Origin of the sequence: Skermanella stibiiresistens SB22 (assembly GCF_000576635.1) — a bacterium.
Taxonomy (GTDB): domain Bacteria; phylum Pseudomonadota; class Alphaproteobacteria; order Azospirillales; family Azospirillaceae; genus Skermanella; species Skermanella stibiiresistens.
This window is the reverse complement of sequence record NZ_AVFL01000010.1, coordinates 1-17,776: the sequence shown is the minus strand read 5'-3', so window position 1 is coordinate 17,776 and position 17,776 is coordinate 1. Positions and strand designations below refer to the sequence as shown.

Below are 17,776 nucleotides of genomic sequence, written 5' to 3'. Positions count from 1 at the left end.
AAAGTCCAGTTACAAGACTACCTATAAAGAGTTAATCTTGAGGAATGGAATGAGATGGCGCTTGGTCCGTCGTCTATTCCTATCGATAGTATATGATATTTTATATTCATGCGATACGGTGTTGACGTGGCTGCCGGTCGTGGCTCAAGGATGTGACATGCTTCATTTGCCGGAACGAAAAGCGCTTGATGAATTGTCGGAAGACAAGATCAGGATGGTCTACGCGCTGGCCGACAAGATGCCCGACGAGACGTTGCGGGGCCTCTTCAAGGAACAGCTTCGTCATCGGTTGAAGAAGATCCGGCCGCTCCGCAAGCTCACGGCCGAACGGCTGTTCTGCCTGCCGTTCGAAAGCCTGCTGTCCAACGACGTGCCGCGGCCTCGACAGCCGGGCGCCATCCCACGCGCCTGCGTCAATCCCCTGTGGGCGCATGTGCTGGAACACCTGGACGATGTCGAGGCGGCCCAGGGGATCGACGCCTCGGGCGAGTACCTGATGGACGAGCCTTGCCCGCTGGTCGAGCACCGGCGGCTGTTCGCGTCCTTCGCCGGCGCGGTCCAGGTGATCCGCGACAAGCTGGGCACCGACCGCCAGCTGCGGGCCGGCCTCGCCGCCAAGCATCCCGATCTGCCCGATGTCATCCAGGAGGTCCACGCGCTGTACCAGATGCGGGACGCCGTCATGACCGCCCGGCGCCAGATCCAGGCGTCCGAGCAGTTGGTCGGCATCGGCGACCAGTATGTCCAGTCGGTCATGGCCTTGGGGCGCGAGGCCTCGCTGGGCAAGGGCGGCGACCAAAGCTGGTACAAGCTGTTCTTCATGGTGCTGCTGATGGACCAGGACCTGGCCGACCACACGGGACCGCTGATCGAGGCGCTGGCGGAGAACAAGGGCGGCCGCGGTGTCCCTTCGGTGGCGTCCGATCTGTGCGAGGCGCTGGTCAACAAGGAGGGCGAGACCTTGAAGGCGGGATTCGCGATGCCCTTGGCGACCCCCGATGACCTCAACGGCGCCGCCGACCAAGTCCGCGCCGCGATCGAAAGCCTTGGCGTGCTGCGCGTCGCGGCTCCGCACCTCAACCAGCGGATCGGCCAGCGGATCGACAAGGTCGAGACCCGCATCCATGACTTCCTGGGAGATCGGTTCACCAAGGCGGCGGAGGAAAGCGTCACCGCCTTCACCTCTCCCGAAGGCCAAGCCCTGCCGACGCCCGACCAAATCAAGGACCTGACCCGGACGATCCTGGCCATCTCCAAGGTCAACAACGCCCTGAGGAACGTGCTGGAGGCTCCAGCCGATCTCAAGGCGCTGACGGAGGAGACGGTCGCGGTGGTCGGCGGGCGGCTGGATCAGATCGCCGCGTCCAGGGCCGGCGCCGGAACGCGCGAGAAGCAGGACGCGCTGTCGGTCGCGGTCCAGGTCGCCCGCTCGCTCGAACCGATCAGCAACGAGGACACCGTCATGAGCCTGCTGGAGGACTGCGCGGTGCGGCTTGGCTTCGCCGAGAGCGCCGATCCGACCCAGTTCTTCCTGAAGATCATCCACGCCATGAACGCGAACCATGCCTAGATCCGCCGGGCCTAGAGTGGCCGCCGATCCCGGCCGGGCATCCTACGCCAGCGACGCGCAGGCGCCACACCTAGCCTACGACTACGCGCCGTCCACCTTCGACGAGCGCGGCACCACGGTGCCCTTCACGACACCCGAACTGGCCTTCTCGCGCGTGCGGCGCGACACCAGGACCAATCACCTGGAAGTGCTGGTCACGGGCTTCTCCGGTGGCCGCTCGATCTACGTCTTCCCGTGGGACGGCCTGTCCTCGGTGCTGCGGCTGACGCTGCACGACAGGGCGCTCCAGGCGGAGATCAGCCTGGCGGACGCGATCACGCCGCGCCGCATGCGGCTGGCGGCCCACCGCGTCGCCCGGACCGGCTTGGCTGGCACCGAAGCCGCGGCGGCCGCCGCGGCGGCGCTCGATCGCTTGGCCCGGGAGGAGAAGACCAACCAGGAAGCCATGCTGCGCCGGGTGATCCGCCTGACCGGCATGCTGGACCGGACGACCGACGACCTGATGCGGCGCGTGCGCGGCAAGGTCGGCGAGACCCTGATCACCCAGGTCGCGGAGGTTTTCGGACGCCTGATCGGGCAGACGCCGGAGCAATGCGCCACCCGCTTCCTGGAGCTGAGCGACGCGCTGGCACCCCTGGGCTTTCCCGACGAGGACGACACCGGATATCTCCGGCGGACCCTGCGCCAGCTCGGCGATCTCAAGAATTCGATCTCCAGCGCCAATATCGGGGCCACCGGGCATCTGGCGAGCGAGACCGCCGCCGTGACGGCGCGCATGGCGGCGCGGATGATCGCCGAGATCGACCGCGAACTCCAGGCGCTGCCGGCCTTCTTCGCGGGCTGGGAGATCAACATCGTCCGGCTCCGCCAGAACCTCGACCGTCTCGCCTGGCTGCTGGATGGCTGGTTGGACGTGTGCGAGCTGTGGCGGACCGCCATGTCCGACCGCCAGAACATCGATCACCGCCGCATCGCCGAGATCATGCGGGTGATCCCGCTGATCCCCAAGGGCGAATGCGAGACCACGGTGCGGGTGACGATGGACAATCTCGCGGGAATCCGCCACCGGATCGTCCAGCAGCTTCAGGACTGGCGGACCGGCGAGGTCGACTACGAGATGGTCGGCCGGATCGAGACCATCAAGGCGAGGACGGCGGCGCTCTGAAATCGGGGAGCTTCGAGGCGGCGGGCGCGTTTACGGCCTGCGCGAATGGCCCGGACGGGGTATGATCGACCAGATGGCCGACAACGGTGGATTATGGTTAAAGATTGATTAACCATGCTTCCGCTAGGCTTTGACGCTGTCGGCCATAAGTCCGATCCGCCGGCCCAAGTTGAGTGGCCCAAATCGAAGAACGCCGGGAACACTGCTGATGAACAAGACCGTACAGGTGGGATCGCTCGCCTTCGCCAACGACAAGCCTTTCGTGCTGATCGCCGGCCCCTGCCAGCTGGAAAGCAGGGCGCACGCGCTGGAGATGTCCCACGCGCTGGTCGAGATCACGCGGAAGCTCGGGCTGGGCCTGATCTACAAGTCGTCGTTCGACAAGGCCAACCGCACGTCGGTCTCGACGGCGCGCGGGCTGGGGCTGGAGAAGAGCCTGCCGATCCTGGCCGAGGTCCGGGAGACGCACGGCATTCCCGTGCTGACCGACATCCACTCGCCCGAGCAGTGCGCCATGGTGGCGGAAGCGGTCGATATTCTCCAGATCCCGGCCTTCCTGTGCCGCCAGACCGACCTGCTGCTGGCGGCCGGCGCCACCGGTCGCGCGATCAACGTCAAGAAGGGCCAGTTCCTGGCGCCGTGGGACATGAAAAACGTCGCGGCCAAGATCGCCAGCACCGGCAACGAGAACATCCTGCTGTGCGAGCGGGGCGCCAGCTTCGGCTACAACACCCTTGTGTCGGACATGCGGTCGCTGCCGATCATGGCGGAGACCGGCTATCCCGTGGTGTTCGACGCGACCCACTCGGTCCAGCAGCCGGGTGGCCTGGGCGGCAGCTCCGGCGGCCAGCGCGAGTTCGTGCCCGTCCTGGCGCGCGCGGCCGTCGCGATCGGCGTCGCCGCCGTGTTCATGGAAACGCACCAAGACCCCGACAAGGCGCCCAGCGACGGCCCGAACATGGTGCCGCTGTCGATGATGCCGGAGGTGCTGGGTGACTTGGTCGAATTCGACCGCCTCGCCAAGGGCCGCCCGGTCGGCCGGACCATGGCCGCAAGGTGACACCATAAGAAACGGCGTTTCCAAATTGGAGAACCCCGAGGCGCCGCGGCGACACCGATAGTGGATCGCGGAGGAACGGGGGGCTCCGCGATCGGGCGCGCTCCAATCATCCTTCGCCGAAGTCACGGCGGTCGCCGATACTCACCGCAATTAAATCAATTGCGGGATTATCATGCGCGTCCTCAGCGGTCCTCTGATCACGTCCCTGTTCGTCACGACCCTCGCCGCCACCACGACGCCCGCCGCTGCCGAGGAGCCTGGGTTGGGCATCGTCCATCAGTTCCGGATCGGCGCGCTGATGCACGATCCGGCGATCTGGTCCAAGCGTTCCAAGGAGGACGGCGTCGACCTGAACCTCGACGCCGTCTTCGATTACGAAATGCTCGATGTCCTGGGCGGAACGATCCGGCCCTACGCCGGCGTTTCCCTCAGCTTGCAGGGCGACACGTCGCGCGCCCACGCCGGCCTCGTCTGGCAATACATGGCGGGCCCGGTCTATTTCGATCTCGGTCTTGGCGCCGCGATCCACAACGGCAAGCTCGATCATCCTGGACACGACCGAAAGGCGCTGGGCTCCCGCGTCCTGTTCCACGTCCCGGTCGAGCTTGGATTCACCTTGGACGAGCACAACCGGGTCGGCGTCTATTTCGAGCATTCCAGCAACGCCAACTTGGCGGAACCGAACACCGGCATCGACGCGATCGGCCTGCGCTACACCTACCAGTTCTAGTGACTGGGTGGGGATACGGGTTGAGTGGTTGCCTCCATCCAGGAAAAGAACGTATGTTAGTATCCAACCCGGCGCTGAAACGGGTTGAGGCATACGCCCATGGAAACCGTGGGAAAAATGGTGGGAGGAAACCCGATGCTGACCCGGCACGACGATCACGCCGACCTGTACCGATCCTTCCAATGGGCGGTGCCGAAACGGTACAACATGGGCGTCGACGTCTGCGACCGTCACGCCGGTGATCCCGCCCGCGTGGCGCTGATCGTCGAGGAGGAGGACGGCACCATCCGCCGCCACACCTTCCGCGATCTCAAGGACCGCTCCGACCGCCTGGCCACCGTGCTGGCCGCCCATGGCGTCGCGCGCGGCGACCGGCTGGCCGTGCTGTTGCCACAGTCGCCGGAAACGGCGGTTGCCCACATCGCCGGCTTCAAGGCCGGCTTGATCACGATCCCGCTCTTCGCCCTGTTCGGCGCCGAGGCGCTGGAATACCGGCTGGGCGACAGCGGCGCCCGCGTGCTGGTGACCGATCGGGCGGGCTACGCCAAGGTGGCGCCGCTCCGCGCCAAGTTGCCGGAATTGACGCTGGTGCTGTGCGTCGATGGGGCGCCGGAGGGAACGCTGGGCTTCCACGAGGCGTTGGCGGCGGCCTCGGGCGATTTCACGCCGGTCGATACCGGGCCGGACGATCCAGCCGTCATCATCTACACCTCCGGCACCACCGGCAGTCCGAAGGGCGCGCTGCACGGTCACCGTGTCCTGCTCGGACACCTGCCCGGCGTGGAACTGCCCCACGAGTTCTTTCCCCAGCCCGACGACCTGTTCTGGACTCCGGCCGATTGGGCCTGGATCGGCGGCTTGTTCGACGTGCTGATGCCGGCGCTGCACCACGGCGTCCCGGTGCTGGTCCACCGCTTCCGCAAATTCGACCCGGCCGCCGCGATCGAGCTGATGAAGCGCCATCGCGTTCGCAACGTCTTCCTGCCGCCGACCGCGATCAAGCTGATGCGGCAGGCGGGTGTGACGGGGGAGGGGCTGTCGCTGCGGACGGTCGCCAGCGGCGGCGAGACGCTGGGCTCGGAACTGCTGGACTGGGGCCGCGCGGTGTTTGGCGTCACCATCAACGAGTTCTATGGCCAGACCGAGTGCAACCTCGTGGTCGGCAACGCCGCCGCGGCGCTGGGTTTCAAGCCCGGCTCGATGGGCAGGGCGATTCCCGGCCACGCGGTCGCGGTGATCGACGCCCAAGGCGCCGAGGTTCCCGCCGGCACCGTCGGCTCGATCGCGGTGCGCCGTCCCGATCCGGTGATGTTCCTGGGCTATTGGAACAAGCCGGAGGCCACGGCCGACAAGTTCATCGGCGATTGGCTGGTGACGGGGGATCTGGGCCGCCGGGATGAGGATGGCTTCTTCTGGTATGTCGGGCGTGACGACGACGTGATCACATCGGCCGGATACCGGATCGGCCCGGCCGAGGTCGAGGAATGTCTGCTCGGCCATCCCGCCGTGGCCCTGGCCGCCGTGATCGGCGTGCCGGACCCCATCCGCACCGAACGGGTCAAGGCCTATGTCGTGTTGCGGCCGGACGCGGAGGGCTCTCCCGATCTCGCCCGCGAGATCCAGGAATACGTCAAGACGCGTCTGGCCGCCCACGAATACCCGCGCGAGGTCGCCTTCGTCACCGAACTGCCGACCACGGTGACAGGCAAGATCATGCGCCGGGTGCTCCGCCAGCAGGCGGCGGCGGAGGCGGGGAAATAGCCTTCGGCTTGTCGGCATCGCGCGCCAGGCCGTCGCGCACCAAGCCGGTGTAGACCGCGATCACCTCGTCCTTGGTCATCCGGCCACCCGGCTTGAACCAGGTGCAGACCCCCGTCAGCATGGCGAGGATGCCGAACGCGGCCACGGTGGTGTCGGCGGTGGCGAAGACGCCCGCCGCGACACCGTCGTCCAGCACGGCGATCAGCCGGCGCTCGTAGCGGGCGCGCAGCTCCACGATGGCGTCGTAGTTCTTGGGCTCCAGGCTGCGCAGCTCCGAATAGCTGATGAAGACCTCGCGCTTGCGGGCGATGTGGTACTCGACGTGGAACCGGATGAACGCGTCCAGCTTGTCCGAGGGGCCGGCGACGCCCTCCAGCGTCTTGTCCAGCCGGTCGATCAGCTCCTCCATGTGGACGCGGATCAGGTCGAACAGCAGGTCCTGCTTGGTCGAGATATGATTGTACAGCGACCCCGCCTGGATGCCGACCTCCGAGGCCAGTTGGCGCAGGCTCATGGCCTCGTAGCCCTGCCGGTAGATCAGGCGCAGGCCGGCTTTCCGGATCGATTCCAGCGTCCTGGTTCCGTTGGAGCCCGCCGTGCGTGCCATGGTCGCTCGTCCTCAATTCGATTGGGGCTCACTTCGATACGGGCTCACTTCGATTCCTTGGCTTATCAACACCTCGGCTCCCGTTCCCACTCCATACACCATCCGAAAGCCGGGGCAATCCTCGGTGTCCTGGTTTATCATATCGACCAGGGGCCGTTGCGCGCGGCAAGATAAAAACGTATGTTCGTATTTAAACAGGCCCGGCCAAGTCCGGGCGACGGCCCGCTGGGTGGCTATTGGGAGGATCGGACGACATGGCGATACCCGCTCACGCCGAACTGGATTTCGGCCTTGGACCAGACCTGGAGATGCTGCGCGACACCGTGCGGACCTTCTCCCAGGACAAGATCGCGCCGCGCGCGGCGGAGATCGACGCGATGGACGAGTTCCCGATCGACCTGTGGCCGGCGATGGGCGAGCTTGGCCTGCACGGCATCACGGTCTCGGAGGAGTTCGGCGGCGTCGACATGGGCTATCTCGCCCACGTCGTCGCGATGGAGGAGATCAGCCGCGCGTCGGCCTCGGTCGGGCTCAGCTATGGCGCCCACTCCAACCTGTGCGTCAACCAGATCCACCGCTGGGGCACCACGGAGCAGAAGAACCGCTACCTGCCCAAGCTGCTGTCCGGCGAGCATGTCGGCGCCCTGGCGATGTCGGAGCCGGGCGCTGGGTCGGATGTCGTCTCCATGCGGCTGCGCGCCGACAGGCGCGGCGACCGCTATGTGCTGAACGGGTCCAAGATGTGGATCACCAACGGCCATTACGCCGAGACGCTGGTGGTCTACGCCAAGACCGACCCGGAGGCGGGGCCACGCGGCATCACCGCCTTCCTGATCGAGAAGGGCTTCAAGGGCTTCCGGCCGGCGCAGAAGCTGGACAAGCTGGGCATGCGCGGCTCGCCCACCTCGGAACTGGTGTTCGAGGACTGCGAGGTGCCGGAGGAGAACGTTCTGGGTCTGGTGGGGAAGGGCGTCAACGTGTTGATGTCCGGCCTGGATTACGAGCGCGCGGTGCTGGCCGCCGGTCCGATCGGCATCATGCAGGCGGCGCTCGACGTGGTCGTCCCCTACGTCCACGACCGCAAGCAGTTCGACACCCCGATCGGCGAGTTCCAGCTGGTCCAAGGCAAGCTGGCCGACATCTACACCCGCCTGAACGCGTGCCGCGCCTATGTCTACACGGTGGCCCGCGCCTGCGACGCCGGGAAGACCACGCGCAAGGACGCGGCGGGCGCCATCCTCTACGCCGCCGAGGCGGCTACCCAGGTGGCGCTCGACGCGATTCAGCTGCTGGGCGGCAATGGCTATATCAACGAGTACCCGACCGGCCGCCTGCTGCGCGACGCCAAGCTCTACGAGATCGGTGCCGGCACCAGCGAGATCCGGCGCATGCTGATCGGCCGCGAGCTGTTCAAGGAGACGGCCTGAGGCCACGCCATGACCATCATCAAGAGCGCCATCGACACCCGCGATCCCGCCTTCGCCGACAACGCCGAGGCCATGCGCGGGCTGGTCGCCGACCTTCGCGGCAAGGTCCACGAGGTCAAGCAGGGGGGAGGGGCCAAGGCCCGCGACCGTCACCTGTCGCGCGGCAAGCTGCTGCCGCGCGACCGCGTCCGCACGCTGCTCGACCCCGGCACGCCCTATCTGGAGTTCTCCCAGCTGGCCGCCCACGGCGTCTACGCCGAGCCGATCCACGCCGCCGGCATCCTGACCGGCATCGGGCGGGTCGCGGGGCGGGAATGCGTGATCATCGCCAACGACGCGACGGTCAAGGGCGGAACCTATTTCCCGCTGACGGTCAAGAAGCACCTGCGCGCGCAGGAGATCGCCCAGCAGAACAACCTCCCCTGCGTCTATCTGGTCGACAGCGGCGGGGCCAACCTGCCGAACCAGGACGAGGTGTTCCCCGACCGCGACCATTTCGGCCGCATCTTCTTCAATCAGGCCACCATGTCGGCCCAAGGCATCCCGCAGATCGCGGTGGTGATGGGCAGCTGCACGGCGGGCGGCGCCTATGTCCCGGCGATGAGCGACGAGTCGATCATCGTCCGCAACCAGGGGACCATCTTCCTCGGCGGCCCGCCGCTTGTGAAGGCCGCCACCGGCGAGGTCGTCACGGCGGAGGATCTGGGCGGCGCCGATGTCCACAGCAGGACATCGGGCGTCACCGACCACTACGCCCTCAACGACGCCCACGCGCTGAGCATCGCGCGCCGGATCGTCGGCAACCTGAACCGGCCGAAGATCCCCCAGGTCGAGCTGCGCGTACCTGTCGAACCGCTCTACGCGGCGGAGGAGATGTACGGCATCATCCCCAGCGACACGCGGAAGCCGTTCGATGTGCGCGAGGTGATCGCCCGTGTGGTCGATGGCTCGGCTTTCGACGAGTTCAAGCAGCTTTACGGCACCACGCTGGTCTGCGGCTTCGCCCATATCTTCGGCTATCCCGTCGGCATCATCGCCAACAACGGCATCCTTTTCTCGGAGTCGGCGCTGAAGGGCGCCCACTTCATCGAACTGTGCTGCCAGCGCGGCATCCCGCTGGTCTTCCTCCAGAACATCACCGGCTTCATGGTCGGCAAGAAATACGAGGCCGGCGGCATCGCCAAGGACGGCGCCAAGCTGGTCACCGCCGTCGCCTGCGCGACGGTGCCCAAGTTCACGGTCGTGATCGGCGGCAGCTTCGGCGCTGGCAACTACGGCATGTGCGGCAGGGCCTTCGCGCCGCGTTTCCTGTGGATGTGGCCCAACTCGCGCATCTCGGTGATGGGCGGCGAGCAGGCGGCCGGCGTGCTGGCCCAGGTTCGGCGCGACGGCATGGAGGCGCAGGGCAAGACCTGGAGCCCGGAGGACGAGGAGGCGTTCAAGGCCCCGATCCGCGACCAGTACGAGGTTCAGGGCCATCCCTATTACGCCAGCGCCCGGTTGTGGGACGATGGCATCATCGACCCCGCCGACACCCGCATGACCCTGGGGCTCGGCATTTCCGCAGCCCTCAACGCGCCGATCCCGCCGCCGAAGTTCGGCGTGTTCCGGATGTGATGGGGACAAGGACATGACTGATGGCAATATCCTGACCGACATCGGCGCCGACGGCGTCGCGATCGTGACCATGAACCGTCCGGAGGTCCACAACGCCTTCAACGACGCTGTGATCGCCGAGATGACGGCGGCGCTGCGCCGGCTGGGCGAGGACGAGCGAGTCCGCGCCGTCGTGCTGCGGGCGGCTGGAAAGAGCTTCTCGGCCGGGGCCGATCTGGGCTGGATGCAGCGGATGGCCGGCTACGGGCAGGTGGAGAACCTGCGCGACGCCGAAGGTTTGGCCGAGCTGATGCGGGTGCTCAACTTCCTGCCCCGGCCGACCGTCGCGGTGGTCCAAGGGGCGGCGTTCGGCGGTGGCGTCGGGCTGGTCGCCTGCTGCGACATCGCCATCGCGGCGGAGACCGCCAGCTTCAGCCTATCCGAGGTCAAGCTGGGCCTGATCCCCTCGGTCATCTCGCCCTATGTGGTGGCGGCGATCGGCGAACGGGCGTCGCGGCGCTACTTCCTGACGGCGGAGCGGTTCGACGCCGACGAGGCCGCGCGGATCGGACTGGTCCATCAGGTCGTTCCGGCGGACCAGCTCGACGCGGCGGTCGCATCCATCCTGGCCCGCCTGGGAGAGGGCGGACCGGCGGCGCAGAAGGCGGCCAAGGATCTGGTCTTCGCCGTCACGCGGCGCCCGATCGACGCCACCGTCATCCGTGACACGGCGGAACGCATCGCCACCATCCGCGCCTCCTCCGAGGGGCGCGAGGGACTGTCGGCGTTCCTGGAAAAACGCAAGCCGGCCTGGACGGCGAGGTAGACCCATGTTCTCGAAGATCCTGATCGCCAACCGCGGCGAGATCGCCTGCCGCGTCATCCGCACCGCGCGCGAGATGGGCATCCGCACCGTCGCGGTCTATTCCGACGCCGACGCCGAGGCGCTCCACGTCGAGATGGCGGACGAGGCGTGGCGCATCGGCCCGGCGCCCGCCCGTGACAGTTACCTCAAGGGCGACGTCATCCTGGATGTCGCCAAACGTTCCGGCGCCGAGGCGATCCATCCCGGCTACGGCTTCCTGTCGGAGAACGCCGGCTTCGCCGAGGCCTGCCAACAGGCCGGTGTCGTCTTCATCGGCCCGCCCGCGTCCTCCATCCGCGCCATGGGCGGCAAGTCGGAGGCCAAGGCCCTGATGGAGACGGCCGGGGTGCCGCTGGTGCCGGGCTATCACGGCGAGGGCCAGGACATCGAGCTTCTGCGGGCGGAAGCCCGGCGCATCGGCTTTCCCGTGCTGATCAAGGCCTCGGCCGGCGGCGGCGGCAAGGGCATGCGGGTGGTCAATGGGCCGGACGATTTCGACGCCGAGCTGATGGGCGCCAAGCGCGAGGCGATCAACGCGTTTGGCGACGACCGCGTGCTGATCGAGCGCTATGTCACCCGGCCGCGCCATGTCGAGATCCAGGTCTTCGCCGACACCCAGGGCGGCTGCGTCTATTTGTTCGAGCGCGACTGCTCGATCCAGCGCCGCCACCAGAAGGTGGTGGAGGAGGCACCCGCTCCCAATCTCGATCCGGACATCCGCCGCCGCATGGGCGAGGCCGCCGTCGCCGCCGCCCGCGCGATCGGCTATGTCGGCGCCGGCACCGTGGAGTTCCTGCTGGACGAGGACGGCTCGTTCTACTTCATGGAGATGAACACCCGGCTCCAGGTCGAGCATCCGGTGACCGAATACATCACCGGCCAGGACCTCGTGGAGTGGCAGCTCCGCGTGGCGTCCGGCGAGCCCTTGCCGATGACCCAGGACCGCCTGCGGATCCACGGGCACGCGATCGAGGTCCGGCTCTACGCGGAGGACCCCCAGAAGGGCTTCCTGCCGCAGACCGGACGGCTGGAGCATCTGGTCTTCCCGCCCCTCGGCTTCGGCAGGCGGGTCGACACCGGGGTGCGGGCGGGCGACACGATCTCGATCCACTACGATCCAATGATCGCCAAGCTGATCGTGCGCGGCGAGGACCGTCCCGCCGCGGTGCGCCTGCTGAAACAGGCGCTGGCGCGCACCCAGGTGGTGGGGCTGGCGGCCAACACCGATTTCCTGCTCGCCATCGCCTCCCATCCCGCCTTCCTCGCGGCTGATCTCGACACCCGCTTCATCGAGCGCCATCACGACGACCTGCTGCCCGAACCACCCCCGGCGGATGACGAGACCTTGGCGCTGGCGGCGCTGGCGGTGCTGCTCGACCGCTCGGCCAAGGCGCGCGCGGTCGCGGCGGCCTCGGCGGATCCCCATAGCCCATGGGCGGCCAGCGATGGCTGGCGGCTGAACGACGACGCCCACGACACGCTGGTCTTCCGAGACGGTGCCGCGGACCGTTCGGTTCCCCTGATCTACCGGCGGCAAGGCTACCGCTTCGACCTTCCCGGCGGCGCGATGGAGGCGGTCGGCCAAATGGGGCGGGACGGCAAGCTGTCAGCCACGCTGGGGGGCCGGAAGCTCGACGCCACGGTGATCCGGCACGGCGCCGAGGTCTCGGTTTTCCTTGATCGCGGCAGCCACCGCCTGACCCTGATCGAGCCGCTGGCCGGAGCCGACGCGGCGGATGCCCCAGGCGGTCGGCTGATCGCCCCGATGCCCGGCAAGATCATCGCCGTGTTGACGGAGCCCGGCGCCACCGTGACCAAGGGCCAGCCGCTGATCGTGATGGAAGCCATGAAGATGGAGCACACCATCAAGGCCCCCGCCGACGGAACGGTCGAGAAAGTCCGCTACGCCGTCGGCGACCAAGTCGAGGATGGCGCCGAGCTGATCGGCTTCGCCGAGGGGTGAGAAATTGGGCGCCGACCGGGTTATCAAGGGTTGAAAAATGGAGGCGGTGGATGCTTGATTATCAGGCCATCACATGGCTCGCCCCGTTGAACCTACCGTCCGGGGAGACGCCATAGGGTTGGGGCAAACACCTGATTTGCTACAAACAGGTCGGGTAAGGTGTTTGACCCCGCGCCCGGCCGGCCTCCGTTGCCGGTCGGGCCCCCTCTAAGATCACGGGCGTCTTCGCGGTGCTTGTCGGGTGCCGCTTCGCTCTACCCGACCTACAATACCGTGCTCATTGGTGGTATGTTTCAGCTTGGTGGATAGTTGAAGACGGCGGCTGTGAGCATGCGATATCGACGCGATCGAACGCCTGGGGCGTCCTATTTCTCCACGGTAGTGACAAAGAAACGCGTTCCCGTTTTCGATACCGCCATTCAAGTCGATCTTCTCCGCGCTGCGTTTCGCGACGTCAAGAGAGAGCGGCCATTCACCGTAACCGCCATCGTCGTTTTGCCGGATCATCTTCACGCGCTGTGGACGCTACCCGGTGGAGACGCCGACTACTCGACCCGATGGCAGATGATCAAAGCGCGCTCCAGTCGGCGGATCGGTCACAGTGTCTGGCAAGGCAGATTTTGGGAGCGTCGTATCAGGGACGATAACGATCTCAGCCGGCATATCGATTATATCCACTGGAACCCAGTGAAACATCGGCTGGTTCAAGAGCCAGATGAGTGGCCGTGGTCGAGCTTTCATAAATATCAACAGCTCAATTACTATGGCCGGAATTGGTGCCCAACTTGCGATTTAGAGTTGGGAACAACCTTGTCGGATATTTAATTTCTAACGTACTTGTAGGTCGGGTAGAGCGAAGCGGCACCCGACATCGACGCGCTCCTGGTCTCACAAACTCTCCCGCACCCGGGCGATCGTGGCGGGCGTGAAGAAGTCCTCGATCCGGTCGCGCACGTGGGCCAGCGTGCGGGGGTCGACGCCGGCTCCGTGGGCCACGGCGCCCTCCACCTTCCAGCGCGCCATCCAGGACAGGGTGCGCAGCCAGACCAAGCGGCGGGAGACCGCGAACCACGGCCGCACCGCCTCCGCCAGTTCCGGCGTCACGGCCTCGCTCCAGATGTCGTACAACGCGGCCGTGGCGTTGGCGTCGAGCACGGCGGCGACGTCGGGATCCCAGGTGGTCGAGGTGTACAGGCTGGCATGGGCGAGATCGATCGCGGGTAGACCGTCGGTCGCCTTCTCCAGGTCGACGAACCACGCCTTGCCGTTCGCGTCGATCAGGAAATTGCCGGGATGGGTGTCGGTGCCGACCAGCGTGACGGGGGGCTCCGGCGTCGTCGGCAAGGTATGGACCCAGTCCAACTCGCCCTCCAGATGGGCAAGCGTCGCGGGCGCCAGCCCGGCCTTGGCGAAGTAGGGCGCCTGCCGCTCGATCACCTTGACAGTCGCGGCGATCGGATTGCCGGCGGGCTCCGCCGGCAACAAGTGGATGGCTGCCAGCGCGCGGGCGATGGCGGGCATGTCGCCGGGGAGGCGGGGCGGGCGGCCTGTGATCTCCTCGACCATCAGCGCGCCCATCGGCAGGCCGTCACCGGGCTCCAGTAGTCCCAGCAACTGGGGCGTATGTCCGCTGGGCGCCGCGCGGGTGAAGGCCTTGGCCTGATGCCGCAGGTTGGAGGCGGCGTCGAGACCGATCTGGCTCCAGCGCGGCACGCGGGCTAAGCCGCCTTCCGGCAAACGGAAATGGGCGTGGGCCATGCCCTTGGGCGGCAAGGCGACGGGTTCGGCAGCCAAGTCTAGCCGCGCCCTAAGCGCGGCCGCCAGATGGGAGTCAGACACCAGCGGGTTTCACATGCTCCAACAGGCGGGGCATCAGCTCCACCAGATTGCAGGGCCGGTGCCTGTTGTCGAGCTGGAACTTCAGGATGCCGTCCCAGGCGTCGCGGCAGGCGCTGGGCGAGCCGGGCAGGGCGAACAGATAGGTCCCGCCGGTGACGCCGCCGGTGGCCCGGCTCTGGATCGTCGAGGTCCCGACCTTATCGTAGCTGATCATGCGGAACAGCTCGCCGAAGCCCGGGATTTCCTTGTCGTAGATCGCGTGGAACGCCTCCGGCGTCACATCGCGTCCGGTGACGCCGGTACCGCCGGTCGAGATCACCACGTCGATGGCCGGATCGGCGATCCAGGTCCGAAGCTGCGCGGTGATCGAGGGCACGTCGTCCTTGACGATGGCGCGGGCGGCGAGATGGTGGCCGTCGGTGGTCAGGCGCTCGACCAGCGTGTTACCGGACCGATCATCGGCCTCGACGCGCGTGTCGGACACGGTCAGGATCGCGATGTTGACCGAAAGGAAGGGCCGCGATTCGTCAATCTTTGCCATCGGAAGCCACCTGCTGATCTGTCTGCTGGTCGGGAACGTCGCCGTCCACCGCCATATAAACCGGCCACTGACCGGCCGCAATGGCTTCGAGGGACGGCATCGGTTGCCCAAGGCGCTGACGATAGATCCAGTAGTTGGTCAGGACCTGCTCGACGAAGTTGCGGGTTTCGCGGACGGGTAGGCTCTCGATGAACAGCAGCGGATCCTTGATCCGCGACAATTGGCGCCGCCAGCGCTGCAGGTTGCCGGGACCGGCGTTATAGGACGCGATGGCGAGGATGAGGTTGTCCTCGATCCCCTTCTGGTCCATCAGGTAGCGGACATAGCGCTGGCCCAGGGTCAGGTTGATTTCGGGCTCATAGAGGTCGGGCTTGCGCTTGCCATTCGAAGCCAGCGCGTCCGGCGCCAGCGTCTCGGCGACATAGCTGGCGGTGCTCGGCATCAGCTGCATCAACCCCTTGGCGCCAACACCGCTGCGCGCGTCCGTCTCGAACCGGCTCTCCTGGCGCATCAGCGCGAACAGCAACGCCCGGTCGATCACGAAACCGCCGCGAGGCTCCCACGGTGGCAGTGGGTAGAGCGCCGAGTCATAGGTCGCGCCGTCGGTGTCGGTCAGGACGCTGCCCAGCCGCATGGCCAGCGCTGGCATGCCACCCAGGTCGCTCAAGGCCACCAGGGCCTGTTCCAGCGTCGTGTCGCCCCGGGCGTTGATCCGCCGCAGCTCCTGCTCCGCGCTGTCGCGCCGCCCGACCTGGACCAGCGCCACGGCCCGCCGTCCCGCCGGCACCTCCGCCAGCGCGCGGACATGGCGCCGGGTCAGGATGGGGGTGTGCAGGCCGATATCCTCGATGCCACCCAGCGCCTGCCGGGCGATCAGCCCATAGAAGGTCCTGGGGTTCCTCGCCGCCTCTCCCAGCCACTTGCCCGCCTCGGCCGGACGGCGCGCGCGCTGGTGGGCGCGGGCCGCCCAATAGGCTCCGGCGGACTGATCCCAAGGCGACGCGCCGTCACCCTTGGAGAAAGCCTCGAAGTACCGGGCCGCCTTGTCGTTCTGTCCGGCCCGCCACGCGGCGATGCCGGCGCTCCAGCCGGCGCCGCCGGAAGACATGGCGCGGTCGGGCCGCGGTGGCGTGGCGACGGCGGCGGACGCGGCGATGGTGACGGTGCCGGCCGGCAGGACCGGAGCATCGTCGCCGCTCTTGGCCGCCTGACCTTTCGCCACCTGGCTTTTCGCCACTTGGATCGGCGCCTCGACCGAGCGGCCACGGCGGGGTGTCGCGACCCGCAAACCGCGGTCGGAGGAAAAGGCGCCATTGGGGCCGGCCGGCAGGGGAGCGTTCTCGCCGCGCGGCGCGGGAGGCTTCCGCTCGCCGCGCGCCATCCGCTTCAGCGCCAACTGATGGATCTTGTCGGCGCCGGGATGATCGGCATAGCGCTCCAGCCACTCGCGCAGCTCGTGATAGGACGCCTTGTAAGCGGGGTGCAGCAGCCGCTGCATCTCGACATGGCCCATCAGGCGCATGTCCGCGACTTCGGAGATCAGCTTGTCGGCGGCTTTCCAGTCGGAGGCGTCTTGAAGCTCGAAGATCCTGCGGTAGCGGCTGGCTTCCTGGAGATTGAGCTGGGCGTCGCTGGCGACGGGACGGCTTTGCCGGCTGGGTACGACCGGAGTGTCCACCGGCCATGGGGCCGACGACTCTTCAGCTTTGTGGGCGGTATCCCGGTCGCGCGCCGCAGCCTGACCGGCTCCCGGAAAAGGGAGCGAGAACAGGACCACGAGGCACAGGAAGGCACCGCTGAGGAGGTGTGAGCGCAGACATAGATTGGTTAAATCTGCGTTAACATTCTTCCCTGACATGAGGGACAAATACTGGATGTTTCGCCGCGCCACAAGCATCCTTGTAGCTGTTTGATCCGCCAGCCCTCCGCATACATCCGAACGCGGCGAGACTTGTTAACGATTCCAGTTCATTAGGTGATCAGAAATTTTTTCTTGAAGGCGACCAGATCGCGCCAGGAGTCCCGCTTCATCGCCGGTTGGCGCAGCAGGAAAGCGGGGTGGTAGGTCGGCAGCGTGGGAATCGCGCCGGCACCCGGCGCCGGCGCGAACTCGAACCAGCGGCCACGCAGCCGCATGATGCCGTCAGTCCGGTTGAGCAGGGCGCTGGCCGAGGTTCCCCCCAGCAGCATCAGCCCCCGCGGCGCCACCAACTCGACGTGGCGTTCGACGAAGGGCAGGCAGGTCTGGATCTCGTTCGGGTTTGGCTTGCGGTTGCCAGGCGGGCGCCAGGGCAGGATGTTGGTGATGTAGACCTGGGTGCGGTCAAGCCCGACGCAGGCCAGCATCTGGTCCAGCAACTTGCCGCTCTTACCGACGAAGGGGAGGCCCTGCCGGTCCTCGTCCTCGCCCGGCGCCTCGCCGATCAGCATCAGGCGGGCTTCCGGGTTGCCATCGGCGAAGACCAGGTTGGTCGCGGTCGCCTTCAGCGCGCAGCCCTCGAACGCCGCCATCGCGGCCTTCAAGTCGTCGAGCGTCTTGGCCTCCGCCGCCATGGCGCGGGCGGTGGCCCCCGCCGCCGGGGTACCGAGCAGGGGCTGCTGGACCGGGCGCCCGGCCGCCGGGGCCGCTCTCGGTGGCAGGGTGCGGCCACT

Annotated in this window: 15 protein-coding genes; 10 read left to right on the top strand and 5 right to left on the bottom strand. The window is 67.1% G+C overall.

Annotation, left to right across the window (positions count from 1 at the left end; all coding sequences use genetic code 11):
* The first annotated feature begins 157 nt into the window (after positions 1-157).
* The 5 genes from N825_RS14835 (at position 158) to N825_RS14815 (ending at position 6,286) form a co-directional block, all read left to right on the top strand.
* Positions 158-1,570, top strand: coding sequence for a hypothetical protein (locus N825_RS14835; RefSeq protein WP_157619231.1), 1,413 nt, complete (start codon positions 158-160; stop codon positions 1,568-1,570).
* Positions 1,563-2,735 carry a hypothetical protein gene (locus N825_RS14830; protein WP_157619229.1) on the top strand — a complete coding sequence of 391 codons (1,173 nt, stop codon included), beginning with the start codon at positions 1,563-1,565 and terminating at the stop codon, positions 2,733-2,735. The genes N825_RS14835 and N825_RS14830 overlap by 8 nt, the downstream gene beginning before the upstream one ends.
* Positions 2,736-2,943: 208 nt before the next feature.
* Positions 2,944-3,795 carry a 3-deoxy-8-phosphooctulonate synthase gene (gene kdsA / locus N825_RS14825; protein WP_037453227.1) on the top strand — a complete coding sequence of 284 codons (852 nt, stop codon included), beginning with the start codon at positions 2,944-2,946 and terminating at the stop codon, positions 3,793-3,795.
* 172 nt (positions 3,796-3,967) lie between these two features.
* Positions 3,968-4,525, top strand: coding sequence for an acyloxyacyl hydrolase (locus N825_RS14820; protein WP_051512391.1), 558 nt, complete (start codon positions 3,968-3,970; stop codon positions 4,523-4,525).
* 135 nt (positions 4,526-4,660) lie between these two features.
* Positions 4,661-6,286 (top strand): acyl-CoA synthetase, encoded by a 1,626-nt coding sequence (locus N825_RS14815; protein WP_037453629.1) that lies wholly within the window; start codon positions 4,661-4,663, stop codon positions 6,284-6,286.
* On the opposite strand, the gene N825_RS14810 is transcribed toward N825_RS14815, so the two are convergent.
* Positions 6,237-6,893, bottom strand: coding sequence for a TetR/AcrR family transcriptional regulator (locus tag N825_RS14810; RefSeq protein ID WP_051512390.1), 657 nt, complete (start codon positions 6,891-6,893; stop codon positions 6,237-6,239). The genes N825_RS14815 and N825_RS14810 overlap by 50 nt on opposite strands.
* Before the next feature lie 254 nt (positions 6,894-7,147).
* Here N825_RS14810 and N825_RS14805 point away from each other — a divergent pair, with 254 nt between their 5' ends.
* The 5 genes from N825_RS14805 (at position 7,148) to N825_RS41010 (ending at position 13,569) form a co-directional block, all read left to right on the top strand.
* Positions 7,148-8,320: an isovaleryl-CoA dehydrogenase gene (locus tag N825_RS14805; RefSeq protein WP_037453224.1), complete on the top strand. Its 1,173-nt coding sequence runs from the start codon at positions 7,148-7,150 to the stop codon at positions 8,318-8,320.
* Positions 8,321-8,329: 9 nt separating this feature from the next.
* Complete coding sequence (locus N825_RS14800) at positions 8,330-9,937, top strand: carboxyl transferase domain-containing protein (RefSeq protein WP_037453221.1); 1,608 nt, start codon at positions 8,330-8,332, stop codon at positions 9,935-9,937.
* Between the two features lie 13 nt (positions 9,938-9,950).
* Positions 9,951-10,742 (top strand): enoyl-CoA hydratase/isomerase family protein, encoded by a 792-nt coding sequence (locus N825_RS14795; RefSeq protein WP_037453220.1) that lies wholly within the window; start codon positions 9,951-9,953, stop codon positions 10,740-10,742.
* Positions 10,743-10,746: 4 nt separating this feature from the next.
* Positions 10,747-12,744: an acetyl/propionyl/methylcrotonyl-CoA carboxylase subunit alpha gene (locus N825_RS14790; protein WP_037453218.1), complete on the top strand. Its 1,998-nt coding sequence runs from the start codon at positions 10,747-10,749 to the stop codon at positions 12,742-12,744.
* 330 nt (positions 12,745-13,074) lie between these two features.
* Positions 13,075-13,569: an REP-associated tyrosine transposase gene (locus N825_RS41010; RefSeq protein WP_084164748.1), complete on the top strand. Its 495-nt coding sequence runs from the start codon at positions 13,075-13,077 to the stop codon at positions 13,567-13,569.
* Positions 13,570-13,632: 63 nt separating this feature from the next.
* Here N825_RS41010 and N825_RS14785 read toward each other — a convergent pair whose 3' ends face one another.
* The 4 genes from N825_RS14785 to N825_RS14770 form a co-directional block, all read right to left on the bottom strand.
* The gene (locus N825_RS14785) at positions 13,633-14,583 is read right to left on the bottom strand and encodes an aminoglycoside phosphotransferase family protein (protein ID WP_245613121.1); all 951 of its coding nucleotides are present in this window, start codon (positions 14,581-14,583) and stop codon (positions 13,633-13,635) included.
* Positions 14,576-15,124, bottom strand: a complete 549-nt coding sequence (gene moaB / locus N825_RS14780) for a molybdenum cofactor biosynthesis protein B (protein WP_037453216.1) — start codon at positions 15,122-15,124, stop codon at positions 14,576-14,578. Before moaB ends, N825_RS14785 begins: the two co-directional genes overlap by 8 nt.
* Positions 15,111-16,802: a lytic transglycosylase domain-containing protein gene (locus N825_RS14775; protein WP_051512388.1), complete on the bottom strand. Its 1,692-nt coding sequence runs from the start codon at positions 16,800-16,802 to the stop codon at positions 15,111-15,113. Before N825_RS14775 ends, moaB begins: the two co-directional genes overlap by 14 nt.
* 293 nt (positions 16,803-17,095) lie before the next feature.
* On the bottom strand, positions 17,096-17,776 hold a 681-nt coding region (locus N825_RS14770), incomplete at its 5' end, for a uracil-DNA glycosylase (protein ID WP_037453212.1).

What these genes read in the sequence shown, in the direction of transcription:
- N825_RS14835 (WP_157619231.1), top strand. Translation starts at nt 158, where the DNA reads ATGCTTCATTTGCCGGAACGAAAAGCGCTTGATGAATTGTCGGAAGAC.
- N825_RS14830 (WP_157619229.1), top strand. Translation starts at nt 1,563, where the DNA reads ATGCCTAGATCCGCCGGGCCTAGAGTGGCCGCCGATCCCGGCCGGGCA.
- kdsA (WP_037453227.1), top strand. Translation starts at nt 2,944, where the DNA reads ATGAACAAGACCGTACAGGTGGGATCGCTCGCCTTCGCCAACGACAAG.
- N825_RS14820 (WP_051512391.1), top strand. Translation starts at nt 3,968, where the DNA reads ATGCGCGTCCTCAGCGGTCCTCTGATCACGTCCCTGTTCGTCACGACC.
- N825_RS14815 (WP_037453629.1), top strand. Translation starts at nt 4,661, where the DNA reads ATGCTGACCCGGCACGACGATCACGCCGACCTGTACCGATCCTTCCAA.
- N825_RS14810 (WP_051512390.1), bottom strand. Translation starts at nt 6,893, where the DNA reads ATGGCACGCACGGCGGGCTCCAACGGAACCAGGACGCTGGAATCGATC.
- N825_RS14805 (WP_037453224.1), top strand. Translation starts at nt 7,148, where the DNA reads ATGGCGATACCCGCTCACGCCGAACTGGATTTCGGCCTTGGACCAGAC.
- N825_RS14800 (WP_037453221.1), top strand. Translation starts at nt 8,330, where the DNA reads ATGACCATCATCAAGAGCGCCATCGACACCCGCGATCCCGCCTTCGCC.
- N825_RS14795 (WP_037453220.1), top strand. Translation starts at nt 9,951, where the DNA reads ATGACTGATGGCAATATCCTGACCGACATCGGCGCCGACGGCGTCGCG.
- N825_RS14790 (WP_037453218.1), top strand. Translation starts at nt 10,747, where the DNA reads ATGTTCTCGAAGATCCTGATCGCCAACCGCGGCGAGATCGCCTGCCGC.
- N825_RS41010 (WP_084164748.1), top strand. Translation starts at nt 13,075, where the DNA reads ATGCGATATCGACGCGATCGAACGCCTGGGGCGTCCTATTTCTCCACG.
- moaB (WP_037453216.1), bottom strand. Translation starts at nt 15,124, where the DNA reads ATGGCAAAGATTGACGAATCGCGGCCCTTCCTTTCGGTCAACATCGCG.